Origin of the sequence: Burkholderia sp. AU44665 (genome assembly GCF_030504405.1) — a bacterium.
Classification (GTDB): domain Bacteria; phylum Pseudomonadota; class Gammaproteobacteria; order Burkholderiales; family Burkholderiaceae; genus Burkholderia; species Burkholderia semiarida.
Genome location: NZ_JAUJRI010000008.1, coordinates 249,582 through 273,385, shown reverse-complemented (window position 1 = coordinate 273,385; position 23,804 = coordinate 249,582). Strand labels below are relative to the sequence as shown.

Here is a 23,804-nt window from a genome sequence, read left to right as displayed (position 1 = left end):
TTTTCCGACATCGACAGGAGGTGCAGGTGAACGCGACTCACGATCCAGCCAGACCGCCGCTCGCCGGCCGGACCGCACTCGTGACCGGGGGCGGCCGCGGCCTCGGCGAAGCCATTTGCGAGGAGTTGGCGCGGCACGGCGCGCATGTGGTCGTCGCCGATCTCGACGGCGACCGCGCGGCGGCCGTCGCGCAGCGGCTCGAACGGCACGGCGGGCAGGCGGTAGGCCGGCCGCTCGACGTGCGCGACGAGGCATCGGTGCTGCAGGTGATGCACGATGCGCGCGAGTCGCTCGGCGATCTCGACGTGATCGTGAACAACGCGGCGATCGACGTGACCGCGCCGATCGACGACGTGAGCGCCGACGCATGGCAGCAGGTGCTGATGACGAACCTGTTCGGCCCGTACCTGATGTGCCATGCGGCCGTGCCGATGATGAAGGCGCGCGGCAACGGGCACATCGTCAACATCGCGTCGACCGCGTCGAAGCGGGCGTGGCCGAACGCGTCCGCGTATCACGCGACGAAGTGGGGGCTGCTCGGGCTCTCGCACGCGCTGCATGCGGAACTGCGGCCGAGCGGCGTGTGCGTGTCGGCGATCGTCGCGGGCGGGATGCGCACGCCGTTCCTGCTCGACCGCTTTCCGGACATCGACGAGGACACGCTGCAGCCGCCCGAGCACGTCGCGGCCGCCGTGCGCTTCGTGCTGACGCAGCCGCCGGGCACCGTGGTGCCGGAGCTGATGGTGCTGCCGATGAAGGAGACGTCATGGCCCTGAAGCGCGAACGGCGGCTGCCCGGCGCGGTGCTGCTCGACAAGGACGGCACGCTGCTCGACGACGTGCCGTACAACGTCGATCCCGCGCGCATGCGTCTCGCGCCGGGCGCGGCGCGCGCGCTGCGCACGCTCGGCGCGACCGGCATGCCGCTGGCGGTCGTGTCGAACCAGTCGGGCGTCGCGCTCGGCCGCTTTACCGAAAACGAGCTTGGCGCGGTCCGCCAGCGTCTCGCCGAACTGTTCGAAGCGAACGGCGCGACGCTGGCGGATTTTTTTTACTGCCCGCATCACCCGCAGGGCAGCGTGCCGCGCTATAGCGTCGAGTGCATCTGCCGCAAGCCGCGCCCGGGCATGCTGCGCCGCGCGCTGGCCGCGCTCGACGCCGTGCCGGAATGGAGCTGGATGATCGGCGACATTCTCGACGACGTCGAAGCCGGCCGCACCGCGCGCTGCGGTACGATCCTCGTCGACCGCGGCCACGAGACGGAATGGCGTGTCGACGCGGCGCGCACGCCGCACCACGTCGTCGATCGCGTCGACCTGGCCGCCGACATCGTCGTGCGCGAAGCCGTGCGCCGGCACGGCGCGTGGGTGCGGCAATGAACACGGCCTGGAGCCGCGCCCGCCGCATCCTGTGCGTGCGGCTCGACAGCATCGGCGACGTACTGATGACCACGCCCGCGTTGCGTGCGCTGAAGGAGAGCGGCAGCGACCGCCGGCTGACGCTGCTGACGTCGCGCACGGGCGCCGCGCTCGCCAGGCATCTGCCGATGGTCGACGACGTGTGGAGCTACGACGCGCCGTGGGTCAAGCATCCCGACGTGCGCGGCGATCCGGTGGCCGATCTCGACATGATCGACCGGCTGCTGGCCGGCCGCTTCGACGCCGCCGTGATCTTCACCGTGTACAGCCAGAACCCGTTGCCCGCCGCGATGATGTGCTGGCTCGCCGGTATTCCGCTGCGGCTCGCGCATTGCCGCGAAAACCCCTACGAATTGCTGACCGATCGCGTGCCGGAAACCGAGCCGGAATCGCACGTGCGCCACGAGGTCGCGCGCCAGCTCGCGCTGGTGCGCGCCGTCGGCGCGAAGACGTCGGACTGGCGGATGGCGTTCGCGCCCGGCGACGCGGCGCGGCATGCGGTGCACGCGCGCTTGCAGGCCGCGTTGCAGCGCGTCGGCGGCGCGCGCGAGCCGGATGCCGGGCGCGCGCGCTGGCTGGTCGTCCATCCGGGCGCGAGCGCGGCGTCGCGGCGCTGGCCGGCCGAGCGGTTCGGTGAAGCGGCGGCCGCCGTCGCGCCGCTGTTCGACGGCATCGCGGTGACGGGCAGCGCGGACGAACGCGCGCTGGTCGACACGGTGTGCGAACGGGCGGGGCCGCGCGCCGTGCCGCTCGCCGGCGCGCTGCCGCTCGGCGAACTGGGCGCGCTGATCGAGACGGCCGACCTGCTGCTGTCGAACAACAGCGGCCCCGTGCATCTCGCGGCCGCGCTCGGCACGCCGGTGGTCGACCTGTACGCGCTGACCAACCCGCAGCACACGCCGTGGCGTGTGCCGCACCGTGTGCTGAACGTCGATGTGCCGTGCCGCAACTGCTACCGCAGCGTGTGCGACCAGCCCGGCCATCCGTGCCTGCGCGGCGTGAGCGTCGACGACGTGGTCGCGGCCGTGCATGCGCTGCTGCGCGGCAGCGCGCGCCATGCGCAACGCGCGGCCGCGCGGGCTGCCGTGCACGGCGAAGAGCCGGCCGCGGCGCACGCATCGAACGTGATTCCGTTCGCGCACGTCATCACGAGGAACTGACGCATGCCAGACCCGATCCATACGCTCGGCATCAACGCCGCCTTCCACGACAGCGCCGCGTGCATCGTGCGCGACGGCGTCGTGATCGCGGCGGCCGAGGACGAACGCTTCACGCACGTGAAGCACGCGAAGCGCCCGGTGCCGTTCTCGACCTGGGAGCTGCCTTTCCACGCGATCGACTATTGCCTCGCGGAAGCCGGCATCACGCTCGCGGATGTCGACCACGTCGCGTATTCGTACGACCCGTGGTTCGAACTCGATCGCGAAGGCACGGCGCCGGCGCTGACCCTGCCGCTGTCGCCGTCCGCGCATGCGCCGCGCGAGGACGGCGCGTCGCCGTGGCATCCGCTGTTCCTGTCGTCGATCGTCAACGCGCCGCGCCAGCTCGCGGGCGGCGCGCCGCATCATCTGCAGCGGCGTTTTCGCGGCGTCACGCACGACGGGCCGTTCCGCTGGCATTTCATCGAGCACCATCTCGCGCACGAGGCGAGCGCGTTTCTCGCGGCGCCGTTCGAGCGCTGCGCGGTGATGACGATGGACGGGCGCGGCGAGCGCGCGACGACGAGCTACGGCGTGTTCGACGGCCGCTCGTACCGGCGGCTCGGGCAGGTGAACCTGCCGCATTCGCTCGGGCTGCTGTACGAGCGCGTGACGCGCTATCTCGGCTTCCTGCACTCGTCCGACGAATACAAGGTGATGGCGCTCGCGTCGTACGGCAAGCCGGTGTTCGCCGACGAGATGCGCAAGCTCGTGCAGTATCGCGGCGAAGGGCGCTATGAAGTGGTCGACGCGGACCTGGCCGCGCTGTTCGGTGCGCCGCGCGAGCGCGGCGGCCCGATCGAGCCGCATCACTGCGACATCGCGCATGCGCTGCAACTGGTGCTCGAGGAGACGACGCTGCGGGCGGTCGACTGGCTGGCCGCCGAGACCGGCGAGCGGCAGCTCGCGATGGCGGGCGGCGTCGCGCTGAACTGCGTGATGAACGCGCGGATCCGCGATCGCGGCCCGTTCGACGACGTGTGGGTGCAGCCGGCCGCCGGCGACGCGGGCACGGCGCTCGGCGCCGCGCTGTGGACCGACTTCCGGATGCGCGGCGCGCGCGGCGACTGGCGCATGGATCACGCGTATCTCGGCCCGGCCTACGACGACGACGCGATCGAGGCGTTCCTGAAGGAGGCGCAGTTGCCGTACCGCCGGCTCGCCGACGTCGCCGCGCAGACGGCCGCGCTGCTCGCGGCGAACCGCGTGATCGGCTGGTTCCAGGGGCGCATGGAGTTCGGCCCGCGCGCGCTCGGCGCACGGTCGATCCTCGCGTCGCCGATCGACCCGGACATGCAGCGCAAGCTGAATCGGATCAAGGATCGCGAGGATTTCCGGCCGGTCGCGCCGGTCGTGCTCGAGGACCGCGCGCATCACTGGTTCAGCGGCGGCCGGCGCACGCCGCTGCGCGCGCCGTTCATGCTGTTCGTGTACGACGTCCTGCCCGAGCGCGCCGACAAGATTCCGGCGGTGCGCCACATCGACGGCACCGCGCGCGTGCAGACCGTCGATGAAACCCAGCATCCGCTGCTGCATGCACTGCTGACCGAGTTCGACGCGCTCACCGGCGTGCCGGTGCTCGTCAACACGTCGTTCAACACGCGCGGCGAACCGATCGTGTGCTCGCCGCGCGACGCGATCGAGTGCTTCTGGACCTCGCCGCTCGATGCGCTCGTGATCGGCCCGTTCCTGCTGGAGAAGCCGAGATGAACATGCGCGACACGCACGTGGCGCCGGTCGTGTCGGTCGTCGTGCCGACCTACCGGCGGCCCGATCTGCTCGAACGCTGCCTCGATGCGCTGTGCGTGCAGGCGTTCGATCCGGCCACCTACGAGATCGTCGTGGTGGACGACGATCCGGCCGGCAGCGCGCGCGCCGTCGTCGATGCGTGCCGCGCGCGCGTGACCGACGTGCCGGCGATCCGCTACATGACGGCGCCCGACACGCAGGGGCCGGCCGGCGCGCGCAACGTCGGGTGGCGCAGCGCGGACGGCGCGCTGATCGCGTTCACCGACGACGACACGATTCCCGATCCAGCCTGGCTGCGCAACGGCGCGGCCGCGCTGCTGGCCGCGCCGTCGGCGGCGGCCGCGGCCGGCCGGATCGACGTGCCGTTGCGGCCGTGCCCGACCGACTACGAACGTGACGCGGCGGGGCTCGCCCATGCGGAATTCGCGACCGCGAACTGCTTCGTGCGGCGCGCGGCGCTCGAACGCGTCGGCGGCTTCGACGAACGCTTCACGCGCGCGTGGCGCGAGGACGCCGACCTGATGTTCGCGTTGCGCGAGCACGCGGGGCCGATCGTCGAGGCCGATGCCGCGCGCATCGTGCATCCGGTGCGTCCCGCCCGCTGGGGATCGAGCATCGGCGCGCAGTCGAAGGTGTATTTCGATGCGCTGCTGTACAAGAAGCATCGCGCGACCTACCGGCGCCATATCCGGCCCGTGCCGCCGTGGCATTACTACGCGGCCGTGCTCGCCGCGCTCGGCGCGCTCGGCTGTTTCGCGGCCGGCTGGCCGGCGCCGGCCATCGTGTGCGCGGCGGTGTGGGCCGCGATTACCGCCGGGTTCTGCGCGAAGCGATTGCGCGGCACGCAGCTCACGCCGTCGCATGTGGCCGAGATGATCGTCACCTCCATCGCGATTCCGCCCGTGTCGCTGTACTGGCGCATGCGCGGCGCGCTTCACTTCCGTGTGCTTTTCCTTTGACGTCCCCCTACCTTTCCTTCCCGCCATCCATGGCGGGGTTTCCCGGAGCAGATCGTGATGAAGCTCGATCCAGACCTCGATTCCGACGGCCCGCGCGGCCCGAAACGGATCGCGGTGTTCCGCGCGCTGCAGCTCGGCGACATGCTGTGCGCGGTGCCCGCGCTGCGGGCGTTGCGGCGCGGCGAACCCGATGCGCGCATCACGCTGATCGGCCTGCCGTGGGCGCGTGAATTCGCGTCGCGCTTTTCGGACTACATCGACAGCTTCATCGCGTTCCCCGGCGCACCGGGGCTCGGCGAGCAGCCCGAACCCGACGCGGCCACGCGCGAGGCATTCATCGCCGAATGCCGCGCGCGCGACTTCGATCTCGCGATCCAGTTGCACGGCAGCGGCGCGCACACGAACGCGATCGTCGCGTCGCTCGGCGCGGCGCGCACGGCCGGCTTCGTGCCGGCCGACGGCGGCACGGCCGCGCTCGACTGCGCGCTCGTGTGGCGCGACGACGAGCCGGAGGTGACGCGCTACCTGGCGCTCACGCGCAAGCTCGGCTACGCGGACTGGGGCGACTTCCTCGAATTCCCGCTCGGCGGGCTGGACTACGCGCTGTGGCACGTGCTCTGCGACGAACATGGGCTGGATCCCGGCCGCTACGTGATCGTCCATCCCGGCGCGCGGATGGCGTCGCGCCGCTGGCCGGTCGAGCGCTTCGCGCTGGCAGCGCGGCAGCTCGCCGACGACGGCTGGCAGATCGTGCTGACCGGCACGCGCGCGGAACTGGCGCTGGCCGCCGCATTCGCCGAGCATCTCGGGCGGCCGTGCGTGAACCTGTGCGGCCGCACGCCGCTCGGCGCGCTCGCCGCGCTGATCGCCCGTGCGCGGCTGCTGTTGTGCAACGACACGGGCGTGTCGCACGTGGCGGCGGCGCTCGGCACGCCGAGCATCGTCGTCGCGTGCGGCAGCGATACGGCCCGCTGGGCGCCGCTCGACGTCGAACGCCATCGCGTACTCGCGAACTACCCGGCATGCCGGCCGTGCATGTTCGATACCTGTCCGTACGGGCACGAGTGCGCGACGGCGATCGGCGTCGGCGACGTGATCGAGCGGGCGGGCGAACTGCTCGCGGAGGAGAAGCGTCATGTCTGTTAAGCGGTTGCGCGTGCTGACCTGGCACGTGCATGGCAACTATCTGTATTACCTGTCGCAGGCGCCGCACGATTTCTACATCGTGACGAAGCCGCAGCATCCGCCCGGCTATGCGGGCCGCGTCGGGCACCTGCCGTGGGGCGACAACGTGCACGAGGTGCCGGCCGAGTGCGTGCGCGACACCGAATTCGACTGCGTGCTGTACCAGCACGTGAAGCATTACCAGCACGACCGCCTGCGGCTGCTGAGCGAAGCGCAACGTGCGCTGCCGACGCTGTTCGTCGAGCACGATCCGCCGCGCGAGCATCCGACCGACACGCTGCATCCGGTGCAGGACCCGAACGTGTTGCTGGTGCACGTGACGCCGTTCAACGCGCTGATGTGGGACAACGGCGTGACGCCGACACGCGTGATCGAGCATGGCGTGCTGGTGCCCGACGGCATCGAGTATCGCGGCACGCTGCCGAAGGGCGTGGCCGTCGTGAACAATCTCGCGCGCCGCGGCCGGCGCCTCGGCGCGGATCTGTTCGAGGTCGTGCGGCACAGCGTGCCGATCGATCTCGTCGGGATGGGGTCGGCCGAACTCGGCGGGATCGGCGAGGTGCCGAACCCCGCGCTCCCGCAGTTCCTGTCGCACTACCGGTTCTTCTTCAATCCGATCCGCTACACGAGCCTCGGGCTCGCGGTGATCGAGGCGATGATGATCGGGCTGCCGATCGTCGCGCTCGCGACGACGGAGATGGCGCAACTCGTGAGGACCGGCAGCAACGGCGTGGCCGATACGCGGCCGGGCGTGCTGATCGACGCGATGCGCATGCTGATCCGCGATCCGGACCTGGCGCGCGAGTGGGGCGCGGCGGCCAGGCGCGACGCGTGCGAGCGATTCGGCATCGAACGCTTCGCACGCGACTGGGACGCCGTGCTGCGCGACATGACGGCGTGACCCGCCGACGCGACGGCGGCGGCGTGCCCCGCCGCGCTCACGGCGTCGTCGCGGACGGCGACGCAGGAGGCCCAGCGGCGCCGCCGCCGCCGTTCGATGCATTCCCGGCCGGCGGCGCGTTGCCGCTTGCCGCGTTGCGCTCGCTTTCGGACAGCAGCGCGAGCCGGTTGTACAGCGTTTTCAGGCTGATGCCGAGCGCCTTCGCGGTGCGCGGCTTGTCGCCGTTGAAATGCCGCAGCGACGCGACGATGAAGCGCTGCTGCGTGTGCGCGAGCGTCGTGCCGATATGCAGCGTCATCGCGTTGTGGCGCACTTCCTCGCGCGGCGGCGGACGGCGCGGCAACTGCAGTTCGATCTGTTCGTCGGCGAGGATGAACGCGCGCTCGAGTGCGTTGCGCAGTTCGCGCACGTTGCCGGGCCACGTGTAGGTGCGCAGCGCCTTCATCGCCTGGGTGGAGAGCCGCTTTCTCGTGCGGTGCCGCGCGTTCAGCCGTTCGACGATCTGCACCGCGATGTCGCCGACGTCGTCCTCGCGCTGCCGGAGCGCGGGCACGTGCAACGCGATCGGCGCGATCCGGTAGAACAGGTCCTCGCGCAGCCTGCCGCTGCGCATCGCCTCGACCGGATCGTGATGCGTGGCCGCGACGATCCGCACGTCGAGCGGGATCGGCTCGTGACCGCCCACGCGCACGATCGTATTGGTTTCGAGCGTGCGCAGCAGCTTGACCTGCAATTCGAGCGGCATCTCGGCGATCTCGTCGAGAAACAGCGTGCCGCCGCGCGCGGCTTCGAACATGCCCACGTGCTGTGCGACGGCGCCCGTGAAGCTGCCTTTCTCGTGACCGAACAACTGCGACTCCGCGATGTCCTTCGGAATCGCGCCGCAATTGACGGGCACGAACGGGCCGCGACGGCGCGGGCTCATGTCGTGAATGAGCCGGGCGACGATATCCTTGCCCGCGCCGCTTTCGCCGACCACCAGCACACTCACGCGGGTGGCGGCGACGCGCGACACTTTCAGCAGCAGATCCTGAATTGTTCGCGAACGACCGAACAGTCGCGTGCCGTCATCGTCGGATTTCGACATGGAGTAGTAACCGGATTGGGAAGTTTTGACCGAATGTGTCGTGGCCAGGTAGAAACGACGTGGCACACGTCGTCTTTCAGGTACTCAGAATACCTTTTATGCCGATTCGCCGACATTGAATCTGGCAATGCGGCTTGCGTCGGCGGATAGATTTATTCGATGGGCGACGAATGCGAGACACCGTTCTTCTATACTGCTAAGCACGCGTTTTCATTGCAGGACAGCTTGTCTGCGATTCGTGTGCAGCGTGGAGGATGCCGTCGTGGGCTCTGTGACGCGCATTGCGCTGCACGTGTCGCGGCGCCGGCCGATGTACGCGCCGGCCCGCATTACAAGGAGCCTCGATGCCTTACGTCCTGATCGTCGAAGACGACGCCGATACGCGAACGATGCTCGCCACGCTCGCACGCACGCAGCAGCTCTCGTGCGATACGGCCGCGACGCTTGAAGAAGCGCGCACGCTCGTCTCGACGCATACCCCCGATCTCGTGCTGTGCGACCTCGTGCTGCCCGATGGCAACGGGATGGATCTGTTCGACGCATTGCCCAAGCGCGGGCATTGCGAAATGGTGCTGACCACCGGCCACGCGAGCCTCGAAACCGCGATCGACGCATTGCGGCGCGGCGCGAGCGACTATCTGGTGAAGCCGCTCAACATGCAGCGGCTGAACAGCATCTTCGCGCGCGTGCCGCGCACGACCGCGCTGCACGAGGAAATCGCGGAGCTGCGCTCGGAGCTGCAGCGCCTCGGCCGCTTCGGCCGCATGCTCGGCAGCTCGCCCGCGATGCAGGCCGTCTACGATGCGATCGGCCGCGTCGCGCGCACGGAAGCGTCGGTGCTGCTCACCGGCGAATCGGGCACCGGCAAGGAACTCGCCGCGCAGACGGTGCACGACCTGAGCCTGCGCCGCCGCGGGCCGTTCCTCGCGGTGAATTGCGGCGCGATCGCCGCGAACCTCGTCGAGAGCGAGATGTTCGGCCACGACCGCGGCAGCTTCACCGGCGCCGAACGCCAGCACAAGGGCTTCTTCGAACGCGCCGACGGCGGCACGCTGTTTCTCGACGAAATCACCGAGATGCCGCTCGAATCGCAGGTCAAGCTGCTGCGCGTGCTGGAAACCGGGCGCGTCACGCGGCTCGGCTCGACGCGCGAGATCGACGTCGACGTGCGCATCGTCGCCGCGACGAACCGCGACCCGGAAGCCGCGATGGCGGACGGCAAGCTGCGGCCCGACCTGTTTCACCGGATCAACGTGTTCCCGATCCCGCTGCCGTCGCTGCGCGAACGCGGCGACGACATCCCGATGCTCGCCGATGCGTTCCTGCAGCGCTACAACGAGGAGAGCGGCCGCAACCTGCGCTTCTCGCCGGCCGCGCGCGAAGCGCTGAAGACCTACGAATGGCCGGGCAACGTGCGCGAGCTGCGCAACTTCGTACAGCGCGCGAGCATCTTCACCGATGCCGACGTGATCGACACGCTGCCGCCGCCGATCATGGACGAGCTGTCGAGCATGGTCGATTCGCACGAGGATCGCGTGACGGTGCCGTTCGGCACGCCGCTCGAGGAAGTCGACCGCAAGCTGATCCTCGGCACGATCGCCCAATGCGGCGGCGTGAAGGCGCAGGCGGCCGAGGTGCTCGACGTCAGCCTGAAGACGATCTACAACCGGCTCGCGCAACTGGAAGACGAAGCGGAAAAACCCGATTCCTGATGCCGCTACGATCGCGTTCATGTTCCCGCTCATGTGCCCGTTCCGGTCTCGCGGCGCGTATCGCGCTCGAGCAGACGGCGCATGTGTTCGATCCGCGGCGGGATCGCGCGTCGTTCGCGCAGGATCCACGGCAGCCCGGCGAACGTGCGCACGATCGCACGTTCGCGGCGCAGGAGCGGCAGCATGTGCACCGTATGCAGCCACGCGGCGGCGGCCGGCCATCTGAGCCACGCGGTCCACACCGCGTTGCGGGCGGCGGTGTGCGCGCGCATCGTCCGGTCGCGCCGCGTCGACGGATGGTGATGGACGGTCAGGCCCGGCGCATACACGAGCCAGTGGCCGGCGCGATACAGATCGAGCGCGAGCAGCGCTTCCTCGCCGCCGAGGAAGTAGCGCGGATGGTAGCCGCCGGCGCGCACGAACGCGTCGCGCCGGAATGCGGTCGCACCGGCCAGCAGCCCGAGGATCGGGCGGCCGGGCAGCGCGACCGGCGCGTCGAGCGGGCTGTCGGCCATCAGCCGGCAGGTCGGGTCCTCGCGCTCGTCGGGGCCGACCAGCACGCGCGCGGTGACGGCCGCGACGTGCGGATACGCGTCGAGCAGATTCGCGGCTTCGGCGATCGAGCCGGGCGCCCACCACGTGTCGTCGTCGCAGAACGCGACGTGGCGCGTGCGGGCCGCGGCGACGCCGAGATTGCGGCCGGCGGCGCCGAGATTGCCGGGCGCGTGCACGAGCGCGACATGCGGGTAGCGCTCGCGGATCAGCGTGGCCGTCTCGGCGTCCGCCGCGTTGTCGACGACCACGATCGCCGGCCGGTCGGGCAGCGCGGAAAGGTGGTCGAGCGTGCGCGCGAGTTCGGCCGCGCGCCGGCAGGTCAGCACGATCGCGGTCACGCGCGGCTCGCGCGGCGGCAGCGCGACGCGCGCGGGCGTTACGCGGACGTGACGTCGCATTCGAGCCGCCAGATCGTTTCGGGTTCGCGGAGAGCGGCACGCATATGAGGCTCGAGCAGCGTGACCTGGCTGGCATAGGCGTCGACGGCGGCGGCTTTCGCGGCGGCGCCGTCCGTCCCGCTGCCGGCCGGCGCGGCGACCGGATGCGCGAGCCAGCCGTGCTCGCGCCAGCCGGCCACGCGGTGGGCCATCAGCCCGTCGATGCGGCGGTAGGGCGCGTCCTCGTAGAAGCGCCAGACGCGCGACGCATCGTCGTCGCGCAGCAGGCGCAGCATGGCTTCGTGCACCTGCAGATGATCGCGGTGGAACAGGCCGGCCGGCGCGAGCACGCCGAAGCCCGGGTGGGCGTCGATCGCCGCGGCCACGCGTGTCGCGATCGCGGTCGACGTAGTCGGTATGCCGTACTGATCGTCGAGGAAGTCGAGCCACACGGGGCGGGCGTCGAGCAGCGCGAGCGCGCGGCGGTCTTCGTCGCGGCGCGCGCGCATCGCTTCGTCGGCGTGGCGAAACCCCGCGCGGCGGTCCCACGGCGGCGCGGGCGTGCCGGGTGGCGGCATCCCCGCGAAGACGGTCACGACGATCGAGCCGGGCGCGTGCGCGAGCAGTTGCCCGCAACTGAAGACGGCATCGTCGAGATGCGGCGAGACGACGAGCCAGCGTGTCGGGTCGGGCATGGCGTGAAGATCTCCATCGTGAGCGGCCGGGCCGCCGGTGCGAATCGGCCAGCATGCGGGCCAGCACGCGCCGTGCCTGCCGGCGGCATCCGCGCCGGCCGCCGCCGACTGTCCCAGCGGGAGCGTGTCCGATGACCGAAATTGCACGGCCGCAGGCCGGAAATTACGCGACGGCCGTGATGCTGGTCGCGATCGCGACCGTGCTGCAGACGCTCGCGATCCGCTTCGGCGGCGTGAATCTGCCGTTCGTGTTGTATTACCCGCTGCTCGCCGGCGCCGCGTGGGTGACGTCGTTCCTGTTCGGCATCGTGTCGACGGTGGTCAGCGGGCTGCTCGTGTGGACGCTGTTCCTGTCCGATCCGGCTGCCTATACGGCGCCGCTGCCCGACCGGCTCGTGCAGCTCGGCACGTTCATGCTGATCGGGGCGCTGGTATGCGCGGTCGCGTCGATGCTGCATCGCACGCGCGTCACGAGCGATCGCGCGCGCCGCCGCGAGGCCGCCGCGCGCCGGCGGCTCGAAGCCGTGCTTCGCGCGCTGCCGCACGGCGTGATCGCGACCGATCCGACGGGGCGGCTCACCTATCTGAACGCGGCCGCGGCCGAACTCGTCGGCTGCGAGCCGGACGAGGCGATCGGGCGGCCGGTGCGCGATGTATTGCGGATCGTCGATCACGAAGGGCGCCGCGTGCAAACCACGCCGCTCGATCGCGCGCTCGGCGGGGCCGAGGCGACGTCCGACCGGCATTGGCTGCGGGCCGGCGACCACGATCCGGTGCCGATCGTCGCGGTCGCGTCGCCGATCGGCGACGCGGACGGCAACCTCGACGGCGCGGTGCTGCTGTTGCGCGATGCTGGCGCGGAGCGCGCGCGCGTGGACGCATCGCGGCTCCAGCAGGCGGTCGTCGAGGCGTCGCCGGACGCGATCGTCGGGATCGACGCCGACGGCCGCATCGCGAGCTGGAACCCGGCCGCGCGGCGGATCTTCGGCTACGACGAGGCCGACGCGCGCGGCCGCCGGCTCGACACGCTGATCGCACGGCGCTGGCTGCGGCTCAATCCGCTCGCCGAGACGTTCGACGCGATGCGCGAGCCGGTCGGGCCGGTCGAACTGCTGTGCGTGCGGCGCGACGGGCGGCGGTTTCGGGCGACGGTATCGGCGTGCCCGGTGCAGGGCGACGCGCGGGCCTGCGTCGCGCTGTCGCTGATACTGCGCGAAACCGGTGCGCAGCGCCGCCGCGACCTGCGGGCGCAGCGCTCGCTGCAAGGCGCCCGCGATGCGCTCGACCAGGCCGACACGTCGAATCGTCTGAAGGACGAACTGCTGGCCACGGTGTCGCACGAATTGCGTACGCCGCTGAACGTGATCTACGGGTGGATCGAGGTGCTGCGCAACACCGACGACCACGCGTTGCAGCATCAGGCGATCGACGCGATCGACCGCAGCGCGCGTTCGCTCACGCGGATGGTGGGCGACATCCTCGACGCGTCGTCGCTCGCGACCGGCAAACTGCGGCTCGATGCGACGCCGGTCGACGTCGTGCGGCTGTTCTCCGATCAGGTCGGCACGTTCCAGACCGCGGCGTCGTCGGCCGGCATCATGCTCGAATTCGACTGCGACGCCTCCGCGTGCATCGTGTCGGGCGACGCCGAGCGGTTGCGGCAGATGCTGTCGAATCTCATCTCGAATGCGATGAAATTCACGCCGGCCGGCGGCAGCGTGACGGTCCGGCTCGCGCGCGACGATGCGCATGCGGTTCTGACCGTCACCGATACCGGGCAGGGCATCGCGACGGAGTTCGTGCCATACGTGTTCGACATGTTCCGCCGCGCGGACGATTCGCCCGCGTCGCCGCGGCGGGGGCTCGGTCTCGGCCTGTCGATCGTGCGGCACATCGCGGAGCTGCACGGCGGCCGCGTGACCGTCGCGAGCGCGGGCCGCGATCGCGGCACGACGTTTACGGTGACGCTGCCGGCCGGGTGGCAGCCGGCCGGCGCGATGGCGTGGGGCATCGTGCAGGCGAGCGGCCGCCGCGACGCGCTCACGCTCGATACGCAGCGCATCCTGATCGTCGACGACGACGCGACCACGCGCGCGAGCCTCACGGCCGCGCTGACCACGCTCGGCGCGGCCGTCGCGATCGCGTCGTCGGGACGCGAGGCGCTCGCGATGGCGGCCGACATGCGCCCGACCGTCGTGCTGTCCGATCTCGCGATGCCCGACGGCGACGGCTTCTGGCTGCTGGAAGCGTTGCGGCGCGGCGCGCTGAACGGCGACGGCGGGCCGCCCGACGTGCGCGTGCTGGCCGTCACCGCTCACGCGGGCCTCGCCGACGAGCGCCGCGCGCTGGAGGCCGGCTTCGACGGCTACCTGTGCAAGCCGGTCGACGTGCGCGAACTGGCGCGCAAGATCGCGCACGTGACGAAGCGCGACGGCTGACGCGTTTCGTCCATCGGCGGCCGGCCGCCCGTCAGGTGGTCGGCGCCGGCCGGTTCTGCGTATGGACCTGCGCGAGCAGATGCGACGCGATTCGCGTGCTCCGCACGAGATCGCCGGGCGTATGGTGCGTGACCTGGCGTTGAATGAAGTACCGCGCGGTGTGCGCGAGCCCGTTCGCGAGGGTGGTCGTCGCGCGCCAGCCAAGCCGCTTCTGCGCGGCGGCGAGATTCGGCCGCCGCTGGCGCGGATCGTCGGCCGGCAGCGGTCGGAACTCGATCGGCACGGTCGCGCCGACGATCCGCACGACTTCCCGCGCGACGTCGATCATCGCGATCTCGACGTCGCTGCCGAGGTTGACCGGCTCGCTCGCGTCGCCCGCTTCGTCCATCAGCCGGATCAACGCGTCGACCATGTCGTCCACGTAGCAGAACGAGCGCGTCTGCTTGCCGTCGCCGTAGACGGTCAATGGCTGTTCCGCGAGCGCCTGCGTGACGAAGTTCGACACGACGCGCCCGTCGGCCGGATGCATGCGCGGGCCATACGTATTGAAGATCCGCGCGATCCGCACGTCGACGCCGTACTGGCGGTGATAGTCCGCGAACAGCGTCTCCGCGCAGCGCTTGCCTTCGTCGTAGCACGCGCGGATGCCGGTCGGATTGACGCGGCCGCAATAGTGCTCGTCCTGCGGATGCACGTCGGGGTCGCCGTACACCTCGCTCGTCGATGCCTGCAGGATGCGCGCCTTCACGCGTTTGGCGAGGCCGAGCAGGTTGATCGCGCCGTGCACGCTGGTCTTCGTCGTCTGCACCGGGTCCCGCTGGTAGTGAACGGGCGACGCCGGGCATGCGAGGTTGTAGATCTCGTCCACTTCGACGTAGAGCGGAAACGTCACGTCGTGCCGCATCAGCTCGAAGTTCGGCGCATCGAGCAGGTGCGCGATGTTGTCCTTCGTGCCCGTGTAGAAATTGTCGACGCACAGCACGTCGTGGCCCTCCGTCACGAGGCGCTCGCACAGATGCGAACCGAGAAAGCCGGCGCCGCCGGTGACGAGGACGCGTTTTCGATCGTAGCCCTTCATTACGTATTCTCCTTGCGGTGTGCGAGCACGCCTTGCGTGGTGCCGACCGGCGTGCGCCGGCCGGTGGCCGCCGACGTGCCGGCGCGCTGCGCGCGGGCGACGTCGCGGTAGATGTCGACGAGCCGGTCGGCGACGCCTTGCCAGGTGTAGAAGCGGTGTGCGCGCAGGTAGCCGGCGCGGCCGAGCGCCGCGCACAGGTCCGGTTGCGCGCGCAGTTGCACGAGGCGCGCGGCCAGCGCGGCCGGGTCGCGAGGCGGCACGAGATAGCCGGTGGCGCCGTCGTCGACGGTCGTGCGGATGCCGCCGACGTCGCTGCCGATCACCGGCGTCGCGCATGCCATCGCCTCGACCGGCGTGATGCCGAACGGCTCGTACCACGGCGTCGTCACGAACACGTCGGCCGCGCTGTAGTACAGGTGCAGCGCGTCGCGATCGCGCCGGCCGACGAAGGTCACGCGGTTCGCGATGCCGAGTGCGTGCGCGAGGGCGGCGAGCCGCGCGAGTTCCGGGTCGCGCGCGGGGTCGGGCGTGGGCTGGCTGCCGCCGACCACGTACAGGTGCGTCGGCCGTTGCGGATCGCGCGGCATGCGCGCGAGCGCGTCGATCACGGTATCGATGCCCTTGCGCGGCACGAGGCGGCCCAGTTGCAGTATGACGAATGCGTCCTGCGGCCAACCCAGGCGTGCGCGCGCATCGACGCGCGGCACCGGCCGGAATTCCCGCGCGTCGAAGCCGCACGGCACGATCTCGATACGTGCGGTGTCGGCGCGATAGTGCGTCGTCAGGTCGAGCGCGTCCTGCGGGCATTCGGCGATCAGGCGGTCCGAGCGGCGCGCGAGCGTGTCCTCGATCGCGAAGCGCGCGTCGGGGAAGCCGTCGGCCGTGCCCTGGTGCAGCCGCCGCACGCGGCCGAGCGCATGGAACGTCATGACGAGCGGGATGCCGAGCGCTTTTTTCACGCGCAGCGCGGCGTCGCCGGACATGAAGAAGTTCGCGTGCATCACGTCGACGGGGTCGGGCTCGCGCCGCATGCGCGCGATCATGTACTGCGCGAACTCGCCCATGTACGGCAGCAGCCGCTCCTTGGGCACGTCGGTCGGCGGCCCGGCCGGCACGTGGATCACGCGCATGCGCGGGCCGATCGGCACGACTTCCGGCAAGTGCGGATTGTCGCAGCGCGTGTAGACGTCGACGTCGAGGCCGCGCTCCGCGAGCTGCTTCGCGACGTTCGCGACATAGATGTTCTGGCCGCCGGCATCGACGCCGCCGATCACCCCCAGCGGCGATGCATGTTCACTGATCAACGCGATTCTTTGCATGGTCTTGCTCCCGATATCGGGGCCGCGCACACGGGCCGCCGTTACCCGTCGCTCGGCAATCGGCATGCCCGCTGCATTGCGGGGAAAACCGCTTCCCCGTGTGCCGAAAAAATTACAACGCGTTGGATGAAAGGGCGTCTGATCGCGCTGGCGTGCATGCATGCGGCGCACGCGGCGCGGCACGCGACTTGCGCGGCTCCCGTTCACCTGCCGGCGCGTCCGGCTTGACGAAAAGGAGGTCACGATGAAGGTATCCCCGCTACCAGCCCGCTCTCCGCGAATCCGCCGTCAACGCGCGCTGCGCACCGGCATGGCGGTCGCGATCGCCGCGGCCACCGCGTGCATGGTCGTCGCGCCGAACGCGGTCGCCGCCGGCGACGACGGCGCCGCATCGTCGTCGACGTCGTCGTCGCGTTCGAGCACCGGCACGAAAATCCGCGACGCGACGATCACGACCAAGGCGAAGGCCGAGCTCGTCGGCACGAGCGGCCTGTCGGCCGGCGACATCCACGTGAAGACCCGGCACGGCACCGTGACGCTCACCGGCAGCGTGCCCGACGAGCAGCAGCGCACGCAGGCCGTCGGCGTCGTGAAGCAGGTCGACGGCGTGCAGGACGTGCGCGACCAGTTGACCATCCGGCCCAAATAACCGCGCGTCGACCGTCACAGGAGTCCAGCGATGAACTGCATGCTCAAACCGGTCGGCGAACAGACGATCGTGATTACCGGCGCGACGAGCGGCATCGGTCTCGTCACCGCGCGCAAGGCGGCGCGGCGGGGCGCGAAGCTCGTGCTGTTCGCACGCAACGAGGACGCGCTGAACACGCTGTGCGAGGAAATCCGCCAGCACGGCGGCCTCGCGGTGCCGGTCGCCGGCGACGTCGGCAACATCGAGGATCTGCAGCGCGCGGCCGCGACGGCGGCCGATACGTACGGCGGCTTCGACACCTGGGTCAACAATGCCGGTGTGTCGATCTTCGGGACGGCGGCCCAGGTGCCGCTCGAGGATCAGCGCCGGCTGTTCGACACCAACTACTGGGGTGTCGTGCACGGCTCGCTCGTCGCGGCCGACCATTTCCGGCGCAAGAGCGATTTCCACGGCGGCGCGGTCATCAACATGGGCAGCGAGGCATCCGACGCGCCGGTGCCGCTGCAAAGCGCGTACGTCGCATCGAAGCACGCGGTGAAGGGCTTCACCGATTCGCTGCGACTCGAGATGGAGGCCGACCACCTGCCGGTTTCCGTCACGCTGATCAAGCCGGCCGCGATCGACACGATGTTCGTGATGCACGCGAAGAACTACATGAACGTCGAGGCGAAGCTGCCGCCGCCGATCTACGACCCCGACCTGGTGGCCGACGCGATCCTGTTCGCGGCCGCGCATCCGCGCCGCACGCTGTTCGTCGGCGGCGCCGCGAAGTTCACGTCGGCGAGCGCGTACCACGCGCCGCGCCTGTTCGATCGCGTCGCGGCCACGCTGTTCTCGCGCGGCCAGCGCACGGTGCGGCCCGCGCGGCCGCGCGACGACAACGCGCTGTACGACTCGCGCCATGCGCTGCACGAGCGCGAAGGCATGGAAGGCCCCGTGCTGCGCAGCTGTGCGTACAACACGGTGGTGCAGCGGCCGAAGGTTGCCGGCGCGGTCGCGCTCGGCGCGGCGGCGCTGATGTTTGCCGCGTTCGCGCGCGCACGCCGTCCGTCCGCGTGATTTTCGTTCATTTTCCAAGGAGGCTTTCATGACATCCCGACAACATACGGGCCACGAATACAGCCACTCGCGTGCGCACGAAGGCGAGCGCACGCAGCAGGACCACGACAAGGGCGGCCATCAGACGGGCCACGGCAAGCCGCCGAGCCCGGTCGACGTGCAGAAGGCGCTCAAGGGCATGGACTACCCGGCGAGCAAGTCGGACGTCGTGCAGTGCGCGGAACGCGCGCATGCGGACCGCGAGGTGCTCGACATGCTGCGCAAGATCCCGGAGCGCGAGTACGACACGCCCGCATCGGTATCGAAGGAACTCGGGCGGCTGATGTAAGTGCCGTCCCGTCGCGCCGCGTGCGCGAGCGCGCGGCGCACCCATCACGAGGAGCACGACCATGGCGATGATCGTCGCAGGCCGTTTCACGACGTTCGATGAAGCGGAAGGTGGGGCGCGTCACCTCTACGAGCGCGCGTTCGGGCCCGACGACGTGTCGATCTTCTTCCTGAACCCCGGCGGCCAGCACGCGCGCTTCCCGATCGGCGGCGACGTGTATGCCGACACGGCGGCGAAACCGGGCGGGCGCGGCGCGATGATCGGCGCGATTCGCGGGCTGCTGATCGGCGTCGTCGCCGGATTGATCGTGTATGCGGTCGGCCTGCGCTACTGGTTCGTGCCGGCTGCCGGCGCGCTGGCCGGCGCCTATCTCGGCGCATTCGGCGGCGCGCTCGGCCGGATGCGCGGCGAGCAGGCCGAAGGCAAGGGCACGCTCGCGCAGAGCGAAACCGGCGTGATCCTCGCCGCGCGCGTGACGCCCGACACTGCGACGGCCGCCGAAGACGTGCTGCGCGCGACCGGCGCGAAGTCGATCGAGCGCGTCGAGGGCGACTGGCAGAACGGCGAATGGCGCGATTTCGATCCGGTCCGCCGGCCCGACGAAGCGCCATCCGACGTGCCGCGCTGAATACGCCCTTTTTTCCAAGCGCTTGCAAAGCACACCGTCGAAACCCGGCCGGCGCGCGCGGGCCGGCGTGCGCCGCGCGTGGCACGCCGCTTGCGCAGCATCGACGGCATTCGTTCAAGGAGGAACACATGACCACCGCACAGACTCCACCGCCGCAGAAGCAGTCGCATCAGCCGGGCACCGAGCGCGGCATGCACCCGAAGCCGCGCGACGAGGCGGCCGAATACGTCGGCAGCGGCAAGCTCGCGGGCAAGGTCGCGCTGGTGACGGGCGGCGACAGCGGGATCGGCCGCGCCGTGGCGATCGGTTTCGCGAAGGAGGGCGCGGACGTCGCGATCGTCTACCTGAAGGAATCCGACGATGCCGCGCACACGAAGAAGCTGATCGAGCAGGCCGGCCGGCGTTGCGAGGCGATCGCATGCGACGTCGGCGATCGCCGGCAGGCGCGCGACGCGGTGGCGCGCACGGTCGAGCGGCTCGGCCGGCTCGACGTGCTCGTCAACAACGCAGGCGAGCAGCATCCGCAGCCCGGCATCGAGGACGTGTCCGAGGAACAGCTCGAACGCACGTTCCGCACGAACGTGTACGGCATGTTCTTCTGCACGCAGGCGGCGCTGCCGCACATGAAGCAGGGCGGCCGCATCGTCAACACGGCGTCGGTCACCGCGTATCACGGCAGTCCGAAGCTGCCCGACTACTCGGCGACCAAGGGCGCGATCGTCGCGTTCACGCGCTCGCTGTCGATCGAGCTGGCCGAGCGCGACATCCGCGTGAACGCGGTCGCGCCGGGGCCGATCTGGACGCCGCTGATTCCGTCGACGTTCACGCCCGAGCAGGTCGAGAAATTCGGCTCGAACGTGCCGCTCAAGCGGCCGGGCCAGCCGGACGAACTGATCGGCTGCTACGTGCTGCTCGCGTCGGAAGGCGCGAGCTACATGACCGGGCAGACGCTGCACCCGAACGGCGGCTCGATCGTCGGCGGCTGATGGCCGTTTCCACGCAAGTACCAGGAGAAAGCAGATGAGACAACCCAACTGGACGATCGCGGCGCTCGCCGCCGGCGTGCTCGCGGTGTCGGCGCTCGCCCGCGCGCAGATGCCGAGCGAGCCGCCCGCGTCGAATTCGCATGTGCCGGGCGGTGTGATCAATCCGTCGTCGGGCGCGGGCGCCGCGGGCGACCCCGGCATCGCGAAAGCGCCGAAGGGCGCCGACGCGGAATTCGTCGACAAGGCCGCGATGGCCGGCAAGGCGGAAGTGCAGGCCAGCCAGCTCGCGCTGAAGCAGGCGCAGTCGGCCGACGTGCGGGCATTCGCGAAACGGATGGTCGCGGACCACGGCAAGGCGAACGCGAAGCTCAGTGAGATCGCCGCGCGCAAGGGCATGAAGCCGCAGGTCGACACGATCTCGGACCCCGACGTGGAGGCGCTGCGCGGCAAGCGCGGGCACGACTTCGACACCGCCTATCTCGCGGCGGCCGGCCCCGATGCGCACAAGAAGGCGGTCGCGTTGTTCGAAGACGAAGCGCGCGACGGCAAGGACGCGCAACTGCGCGCGTTCGCGAAATCCACGCTGCCGACGCTCAAGCATCACCTGAGCATGGCGGAGACGGTCGCACGCAAGGTGGGCGCGCAATAACGCGCGCCCGGTTCCACCCCTGGGCCGCACGTGCGGCCCGCTTTTTCGGAGAAGCAGTCATGGCCCAACGGCAATCGAAGCACGAAGGTATCCTCGAACTGCTCTGCCAGGCATACGAGACCGAGCTTGGTGGCGCGCAGATCTACGAGGCCGCGCTCCAGTGCGCGACCGACGAGGACCTGCACAAGGAATGGGAGAAGTACCATCGGGAGACGCTGCATCACCAGGAGGTGCTGCGCAAGGTATTCGAAACGCTCGGCCTCGACCCGGATACGCAGTCGCCGGGGCGCGCCGCGGTGGCGGCGACCGGCAAGTCGCTGGTGCAGGTGATCGAGCAGGCGAAGAAGCAGGCCGACCCGGCGGTTGCGCAAGTCGTCGCGGCCGAATGCGTGGTGCTGGCCGAAACCAAGGACCACCTGAACTGGGAGCTGATCGGCTACGCGGCAGATCAACTGCCCGACAGTAACGCTGCGAAGGTGTTGAAGGCCGCGCACGATGAAGTCGAGGCCGACGAGGATCATCACCTGTATCACACGCGTGGCTGGGCGCGCGAGATGTGGATCGAGTCGATGGGCTTCAAGGCGGTGCTCCCGCCGCCGGAGGAAGTGAAGAAGGTGGAGTCCGCCGCCGATGCGGCGCGTGCCGAGCGCTCGCGCGGCAAGATGATGTAATGTCGCGGGCCAAGCGGGCGGCGCGGCCGCCCGCTTGCCGGTTCAAGCGGTTGCGCACGCAACCTCGTTCATCTCCGTTCCATCGATCACGTCAGCAGATCGACGATCATCGTCGCCACCGCCGCCGCCATCAGCACGACCGCCAGCCAGCCGAACAGTTTCGACACCGGCCCGCTGCCGGGCTGGCCGGCCGCATCGCGCTTGCGCGACAGCAGCATCACCAGCACGAGCATCGGCACCGCTGCGATGCCGTTGAGCACCGCGCTCCAGTACAACGCGCGGATCGGGTCGATCGGGCCGAAGCAGATCGCGATGCCGACGATCACGCACAGCGCCAGCACCGTGTAGAACGCGGGCGCGCGCTTCACGGGCTCGTTCAGCCCTTCGCGGAACCGCCACGCTTCCGCGCACCCGTAGGCGGCGCTGCCTGCGAACGCGGGAATCGCGAGCAGCCCGCAGCCGACGATGCCGAACGCGAATACGAGAAACGCGGCTTCGCCGGCGATCGGCCGCAATGCCTCCGCGGCCTGCGCGGTGCTGCCGATGTCGTGCCGGCCGCGCGCGAAGAAGACGGCCGAGCCGATCACCATGATGCAGAACGACACCGCGTTGGTGACGATCATGCCGGTCCACGTGTCGAACGTAATGCGCCGCTCGGTCTCGCGGCGCGTGCTGCGCTCGCCGTCCTGTTGCTCGGCCGTGGTTTCCTCGACTTCGAGCGCGGCTTGCCACACGAACAGGTACGGGCTCAGCGTCGTGCCGAGCACGGCGACCGCGGTGGTCGCATACGCATGCGTGAATGCGATCTGCGGCAGCACGATCGCATGCAGCAGGCCGGCCCAGTCGATATGCACGAAGCCGAGTTCGAGCACGTACGCGATCAGGCCGAGCGTCATCCATTTCAGCCAGCGCGCATAGCGTTCGTACGACAGCAGCACCTGCAACGCGAGCGACGCGATCCCGTAGAGCGGCGCATACCAGTAGCTGCGGCCGCCGACGACGAGCGCCGTCGCATCGCCCATCGCCGCGAGATCCGCGCCGACGTTCACGACGTTGACGATCACGACCATCACGATCAGCGTCTTCGCGACGCGATCGGAAAAATGCTCGCGGATGCCGGCCACGAGCCCTTCGCGATTGCGCCGGCCGATGAATGCCGACGCGAGCTGCACCGCGACCATCATCGGCAGCGTGACAACGATCATCCACAGCATGTTGAAACCGAACTGGCTGCCGGCCTGCGCGTAGACGGCGACGTTGCTCGGATCGGCGTCCGACGCGCCCGCGAGCAGGCCGGGGCCGAGCCGCCGGTACCACGGCTTCGCGGCGGGCGGCGGCGCTTCGGCCGCCGGCCGCGCGCCTTCGTCGAGTCCGCTCATCCGGCGTCCCCGTGCGACGGACGGCCGCCGCCGTGGCGCCGCTCGCGCGCGAGGCGCGACGCCGTGCGCAATGCGTCCACCAGTGTGCGGTAGGCGTGTTCGCGGGAATCGGCGCCGCGCGTGCGCAGCACGTACGACGGATGATAGGTGGCGACGACGAGCCGGCCGTCCTCGGTGCGCACCGGCGCGCGCGTGCGCTCGAGCGTCGCGTCGTTGTCCTGCAGCACCGCGCGCAGCGCCGTCGCGCCGAGCGCGACCACCACGCGCGGCTGTACGGCTTCGAGCTCGCGCTCGAGCCAGTAGTGGCACGCGGCCACTTCGCGCTGCGCGGGCGTCTTGTGCAGCCGCCGCTTGCCGCGCGGCTCCCATTTGAAGTGCTTGACCGCATTCGTCAGGTAGACGTGCGAGCGTTCGATCCCGGCTTCGTCGAGTGCGCGATCGAGCATGCGGCCGGCCGCGCCGACGAACGGCAGGCCCGCGCGGTCCTCCTGGTCGCCCGGCTGCTCGCCGACCAGCATGATCGGCGCGTCGACGGGCCCGGCGCCCGGCACGGGCTGCGTCGCGTGTTCCCACAGCGTGCAGCGGCGGCACGCGCCGAGCGTGGCCGGCGTATCGTCGTCGGTCGGCGGCGGCGTGGATGCCGGGCGCGCGGGCGGTTTGCGCGTCATGCGGCGCCCCTGGCCCGGGCCGGGCAAGCGGCGCGCCGCGGTTGCTTGGAACATGCCGGCACGCGAGCTGTCGCACGGGCGGAGGGAAGCAGAGCGGGCGCGGGAAGCCGCATCGT

Annotated in this window: 23 protein-coding genes; 16 read left to right on the top strand and 7 right to left on the bottom strand. The window is 70.3% G+C overall.

What is annotated here, in order from left to right; translation table 11 throughout:
* Positions 1-26 precede the first annotated feature (26 nt).
* The 7 genes from QZM15_RS19205 to QZM15_RS19175 are packed head-to-tail and all read left to right on the top strand — an operon-like array spanning position 27 to position 7,410.
* On the top strand, positions 27-776 hold the full coding sequence (locus QZM15_RS19205; protein WP_302107047.1) for an SDR family oxidoreductase: 750 nt from the start codon (positions 27-29) through the stop codon (positions 774-776).
* The gene (locus tag QZM15_RS19200) at positions 767-1,378 is read left to right on the top strand and encodes an HAD-IIIA family hydrolase (protein ID WP_059575000.1); all 612 of its coding nucleotides are present in this window, start codon (positions 767-769) and stop codon (positions 1,376-1,378) included. Before QZM15_RS19205 ends, QZM15_RS19200 begins: the two co-directional genes overlap by 10 nt.
* Entirely contained in the window at positions 1,375-2,577 is a 1,203-nt protein-coding gene (locus QZM15_RS19195) for a glycosyltransferase family 9 protein (RefSeq protein WP_060011143.1), read from the top strand. Before QZM15_RS19200 ends, QZM15_RS19195 begins: the two co-directional genes overlap by 4 nt.
* A gap of 3 nt (positions 2,578-2,580) precedes the next feature.
* Positions 2,581-4,326: a carbamoyltransferase C-terminal domain-containing protein gene (locus QZM15_RS19190; RefSeq protein WP_089466123.1), complete on the top strand. Its 1,746-nt coding sequence runs from the start codon at positions 2,581-2,583 to the stop codon at positions 4,324-4,326.
* Positions 4,323-5,324, top strand: a complete 1,002-nt coding sequence (locus QZM15_RS19185; protein WP_059575004.1) for a glycosyltransferase family 2 protein — start codon at positions 4,323-4,325, stop codon at positions 5,322-5,324. Before QZM15_RS19190 ends, QZM15_RS19185 begins: the two co-directional genes overlap by 4 nt.
* Positions 5,325-5,381: 57 nt before the next feature.
* On the top strand, positions 5,382-6,470 hold the full coding sequence (locus tag QZM15_RS19180) for a glycosyltransferase family 9 protein (protein ID WP_060967415.1): 1,089 nt from the start codon (positions 5,382-5,384) through the stop codon (positions 6,468-6,470).
* Entirely contained in the window at positions 6,460-7,410 is a 951-nt protein-coding gene (locus tag QZM15_RS19175) for a glycosyltransferase family 4 protein (protein WP_302107046.1), read from the top strand. Before QZM15_RS19180 ends, QZM15_RS19175 begins: the two co-directional genes overlap by 11 nt.
* A 37-nt stretch (positions 7,411-7,447) precedes the next feature.
* Here the strand turns inward: QZM15_RS19175 and QZM15_RS19170 are convergent, their stop codons facing one another.
* Positions 7,448-8,497: a sigma-54-dependent Fis family transcriptional regulator gene (locus QZM15_RS19170; protein WP_302107045.1), complete on the bottom strand. Its 1,050-nt coding sequence runs from the start codon at positions 8,495-8,497 to the stop codon at positions 7,448-7,450.
* 344 nt (positions 8,498-8,841) lie between these two features.
* Between QZM15_RS19170 and QZM15_RS19165 the strand changes: the two genes are divergently transcribed.
* Complete coding sequence (locus QZM15_RS19165) at positions 8,842-10,209, top strand: sigma-54 dependent transcriptional regulator (protein ID WP_059575013.1); 1,368 nt, start codon at positions 8,842-8,844, stop codon at positions 10,207-10,209.
* 29 nt (positions 10,210-10,238) lie between these two features.
* Here QZM15_RS19165 and QZM15_RS19160 read toward each other — a convergent pair whose 3' ends face one another.
* Together QZM15_RS19160 and QZM15_RS19155 are read right to left on the bottom strand one after the other, a co-directional pair.
* Positions 10,239-11,162 (bottom strand): glycosyltransferase family 2 protein, encoded by a 924-nt coding sequence (locus QZM15_RS19160; RefSeq protein WP_302107044.1) that lies wholly within the window; start codon positions 11,160-11,162, stop codon positions 10,239-10,241.
* The gene (locus tag QZM15_RS19155; protein WP_302107043.1) at positions 11,141-11,836 is read right to left on the bottom strand and encodes a PIG-L family deacetylase; all 696 of its coding nucleotides are present in this window, start codon (positions 11,834-11,836) and stop codon (positions 11,141-11,143) included. The genes QZM15_RS19160 and QZM15_RS19155 overlap by 22 nt, the downstream gene beginning before the upstream one ends.
* 131 nt (positions 11,837-11,967) lie before the next feature.
* Here QZM15_RS19155 and QZM15_RS19150 point away from each other — a divergent pair, with 131 nt between their 5' ends.
* Positions 11,968-14,274 (top strand): ATP-binding protein, encoded by a 2,307-nt coding sequence (locus QZM15_RS19150; RefSeq protein ID WP_302107042.1) that lies wholly within the window; start codon positions 11,968-11,970, stop codon positions 14,272-14,274.
* Between the two features lie 31 nt (positions 14,275-14,305).
* Here QZM15_RS19150 and QZM15_RS19145 read toward each other — a convergent pair whose 3' ends face one another.
* Both QZM15_RS19145 and QZM15_RS19140 read right to left on the bottom strand, forming a co-directional pair.
* Positions 14,306-15,352 (bottom strand): UDP-glucuronic acid decarboxylase family protein, encoded by a 1,047-nt coding sequence (locus QZM15_RS19145; protein ID WP_226225999.1) that lies wholly within the window; start codon positions 15,350-15,352, stop codon positions 14,306-14,308.
* Positions 15,352-16,671 (bottom strand): glycosyltransferase family 1 protein, encoded by a 1,320-nt coding sequence (locus QZM15_RS19140; RefSeq protein ID WP_226225998.1) that lies wholly within the window; start codon positions 16,669-16,671, stop codon positions 15,352-15,354. Before QZM15_RS19140 ends, QZM15_RS19145 begins: the two co-directional genes overlap by 1 nt.
* A gap of 244 nt (positions 16,672-16,915) precedes the next feature.
* On the opposite strand from QZM15_RS19140, the gene QZM15_RS19135 reads away from it, so the two are divergent.
* From QZM15_RS19135 to QZM15_RS19105, 7 genes are all read left to right on the top strand, one after another.
* Positions 16,916-17,320, top strand: a complete 405-nt coding sequence (locus QZM15_RS19135; RefSeq protein WP_059575206.1) for a BON domain-containing protein — start codon at positions 16,916-16,918, stop codon at positions 17,318-17,320.
* A gap of 30 nt (positions 17,321-17,350) precedes the next feature.
* On the top strand, positions 17,351-18,379 hold the full coding sequence (locus QZM15_RS19130; RefSeq protein ID WP_104013359.1) for an SDR family oxidoreductase: 1,029 nt from the start codon (positions 17,351-17,353) through the stop codon (positions 18,377-18,379).
* Between the two features lie 28 nt (positions 18,380-18,407).
* On the top strand, positions 18,408-18,707 hold the full coding sequence (locus tag QZM15_RS19125; protein WP_034209262.1) for a DUF2795 domain-containing protein: 300 nt from the start codon (positions 18,408-18,410) through the stop codon (positions 18,705-18,707).
* A gap of 61 nt (positions 18,708-18,768) precedes the next feature.
* The gene (locus QZM15_RS19120; RefSeq protein ID WP_059575020.1) at positions 18,769-19,335 is read left to right on the top strand and encodes a hypothetical protein; all 567 of its coding nucleotides are present in this window, start codon (positions 18,769-18,771) and stop codon (positions 19,333-19,335) included.
* A 128-nt stretch (positions 19,336-19,463) separates the two neighbouring features.
* Entirely contained in the window at positions 19,464-20,321 is an 858-nt protein-coding gene (locus QZM15_RS19115) for an SDR family oxidoreductase (RefSeq protein ID WP_302107041.1), read from the top strand.
* 34 nt (positions 20,322-20,355) lie between these two features.
* Positions 20,356-20,970 carry a DUF4142 domain-containing protein gene (locus tag QZM15_RS19110; protein WP_060310438.1) on the top strand — a complete coding sequence of 205 codons (615 nt, stop codon included), beginning with the start codon at positions 20,356-20,358 and terminating at the stop codon, positions 20,968-20,970.
* Between the two features lie 59 nt (positions 20,971-21,029).
* Positions 21,030-21,641, top strand: a complete 612-nt coding sequence (locus QZM15_RS19105) for a DUF892 family protein (protein WP_059575023.1) — start codon at positions 21,030-21,032, stop codon at positions 21,639-21,641.
* An 86-nt stretch (positions 21,642-21,727) separates the two neighbouring features.
* Here QZM15_RS19105 and QZM15_RS19100 read toward each other — a convergent pair whose 3' ends face one another.
* Together QZM15_RS19100 and QZM15_RS19095 are read right to left on the bottom strand one after the other, a co-directional pair.
* Positions 21,728-23,020: an Nramp family divalent metal transporter gene (locus tag QZM15_RS19100; protein ID WP_226225991.1), complete on the bottom strand. Its 1,293-nt coding sequence runs from the start codon at positions 23,018-23,020 to the stop codon at positions 21,728-21,730.
* Entirely contained in the window at positions 23,017-23,688 is a 672-nt protein-coding gene (locus QZM15_RS19095; RefSeq protein WP_104013388.1) for a UdgX family uracil-DNA binding protein, read from the bottom strand. Before QZM15_RS19095 ends, QZM15_RS19100 begins: the two co-directional genes overlap by 4 nt.
* Positions 23,689-23,804 lie beyond the last annotated feature (116 nt).

What these genes read in the sequence shown, in the direction of transcription:
- QZM15_RS19185 (WP_059575004.1), top strand. Translation starts at nt 4,323, where the DNA reads ATGAACATGCGCGACACGCACGTGGCGCCGGTCGTGTCGGTCGTCGTG.
- QZM15_RS19130 (WP_104013359.1), top strand. Translation starts at nt 17,351, where the DNA reads ATGAACTGCATGCTCAAACCGGTCGGCGAACAGACGATCGTGATTACC.
- QZM15_RS19135 (WP_059575206.1), top strand. Translation starts at nt 16,916, where the DNA reads ATGAAGGTATCCCCGCTACCAGCCCGCTCTCCGCGAATCCGCCGTCAA.
- QZM15_RS19125 (WP_034209262.1), top strand. Translation starts at nt 18,408, where the DNA reads ATGACATCCCGACAACATACGGGCCACGAATACAGCCACTCGCGTGCG.
- QZM15_RS19170 (WP_302107045.1), bottom strand. Translation starts at nt 8,497, where the DNA reads ATGTCGAAATCCGACGATGACGGCACGCGACTGTTCGGTCGTTCGCGA.
- QZM15_RS19180 (WP_060967415.1), top strand. Translation starts at nt 5,382, where the DNA reads ATGAAGCTCGATCCAGACCTCGATTCCGACGGCCCGCGCGGCCCGAAA.
- QZM15_RS19160 (WP_302107044.1), bottom strand. Translation starts at nt 11,162, where the DNA reads ATGCGACGTCACGTCCGCGTAACGCCCGCGCGCGTCGCGCTGCCGCCG.
- QZM15_RS19200 (WP_059575000.1), top strand. Translation starts at nt 767, where the DNA reads ATGGCCCTGAAGCGCGAACGGCGGCTGCCCGGCGCGGTGCTGCTCGAC.
- QZM15_RS19140 (WP_226225998.1), bottom strand. Translation starts at nt 16,671, where the DNA reads ATGCAAAGAATCGCGTTGATCAGTGAACATGCATCGCCGCTGGGGGTG.
- QZM15_RS19095 (WP_104013388.1), bottom strand. Translation starts at nt 23,688, where the DNA reads ATGACGCGCAAACCGCCCGCGCGCCCGGCATCCACGCCGCCGCCGACC.
- QZM15_RS19110 (WP_060310438.1), top strand. Translation starts at nt 20,356, where the DNA reads ATGAGACAACCCAACTGGACGATCGCGGCGCTCGCCGCCGGCGTGCTC.
- QZM15_RS19175 (WP_302107046.1), top strand. Translation starts at nt 6,460, where the DNA reads ATGTCTGTTAAGCGGTTGCGCGTGCTGACCTGGCACGTGCATGGCAAC.
- QZM15_RS19115 (WP_302107041.1), top strand. Translation starts at nt 19,464, where the DNA reads ATGACCACCGCACAGACTCCACCGCCGCAGAAGCAGTCGCATCAGCCG.
- QZM15_RS19145 (WP_226225999.1), bottom strand. Translation starts at nt 15,352, where the DNA reads ATGAAGGGCTACGATCGAAAACGCGTCCTCGTCACCGGCGGCGCCGGC.
- QZM15_RS19105 (WP_059575023.1), top strand. Translation starts at nt 21,030, where the DNA reads ATGGCCCAACGGCAATCGAAGCACGAAGGTATCCTCGAACTGCTCTGC.
- QZM15_RS19155 (WP_302107043.1), bottom strand. Translation starts at nt 11,836, where the DNA reads ATGCCCGACCCGACACGCTGGCTCGTCGTCTCGCCGCATCTCGACGAT.
- QZM15_RS19165 (WP_059575013.1), top strand. Translation starts at nt 8,842, where the DNA reads ATGCCTTACGTCCTGATCGTCGAAGACGACGCCGATACGCGAACGATG.
- QZM15_RS19120 (WP_059575020.1), top strand. Translation starts at nt 18,769, where the DNA reads ATGGCGATGATCGTCGCAGGCCGTTTCACGACGTTCGATGAAGCGGAA.
- QZM15_RS19100 (WP_226225991.1), bottom strand. Translation starts at nt 23,020, where the DNA reads ATGAGCGGACTCGACGAAGGCGCGCGGCCGGCGGCCGAAGCGCCGCCG.
- QZM15_RS19195 (WP_060011143.1), top strand. Translation starts at nt 1,375, where the DNA reads ATGAACACGGCCTGGAGCCGCGCCCGCCGCATCCTGTGCGTGCGGCTC.
- QZM15_RS19190 (WP_089466123.1), top strand. Translation starts at nt 2,581, where the DNA reads ATGCCAGACCCGATCCATACGCTCGGCATCAACGCCGCCTTCCACGAC.
- QZM15_RS19150 (WP_302107042.1), top strand. Translation starts at nt 11,968, where the DNA reads ATGACCGAAATTGCACGGCCGCAGGCCGGAAATTACGCGACGGCCGTG.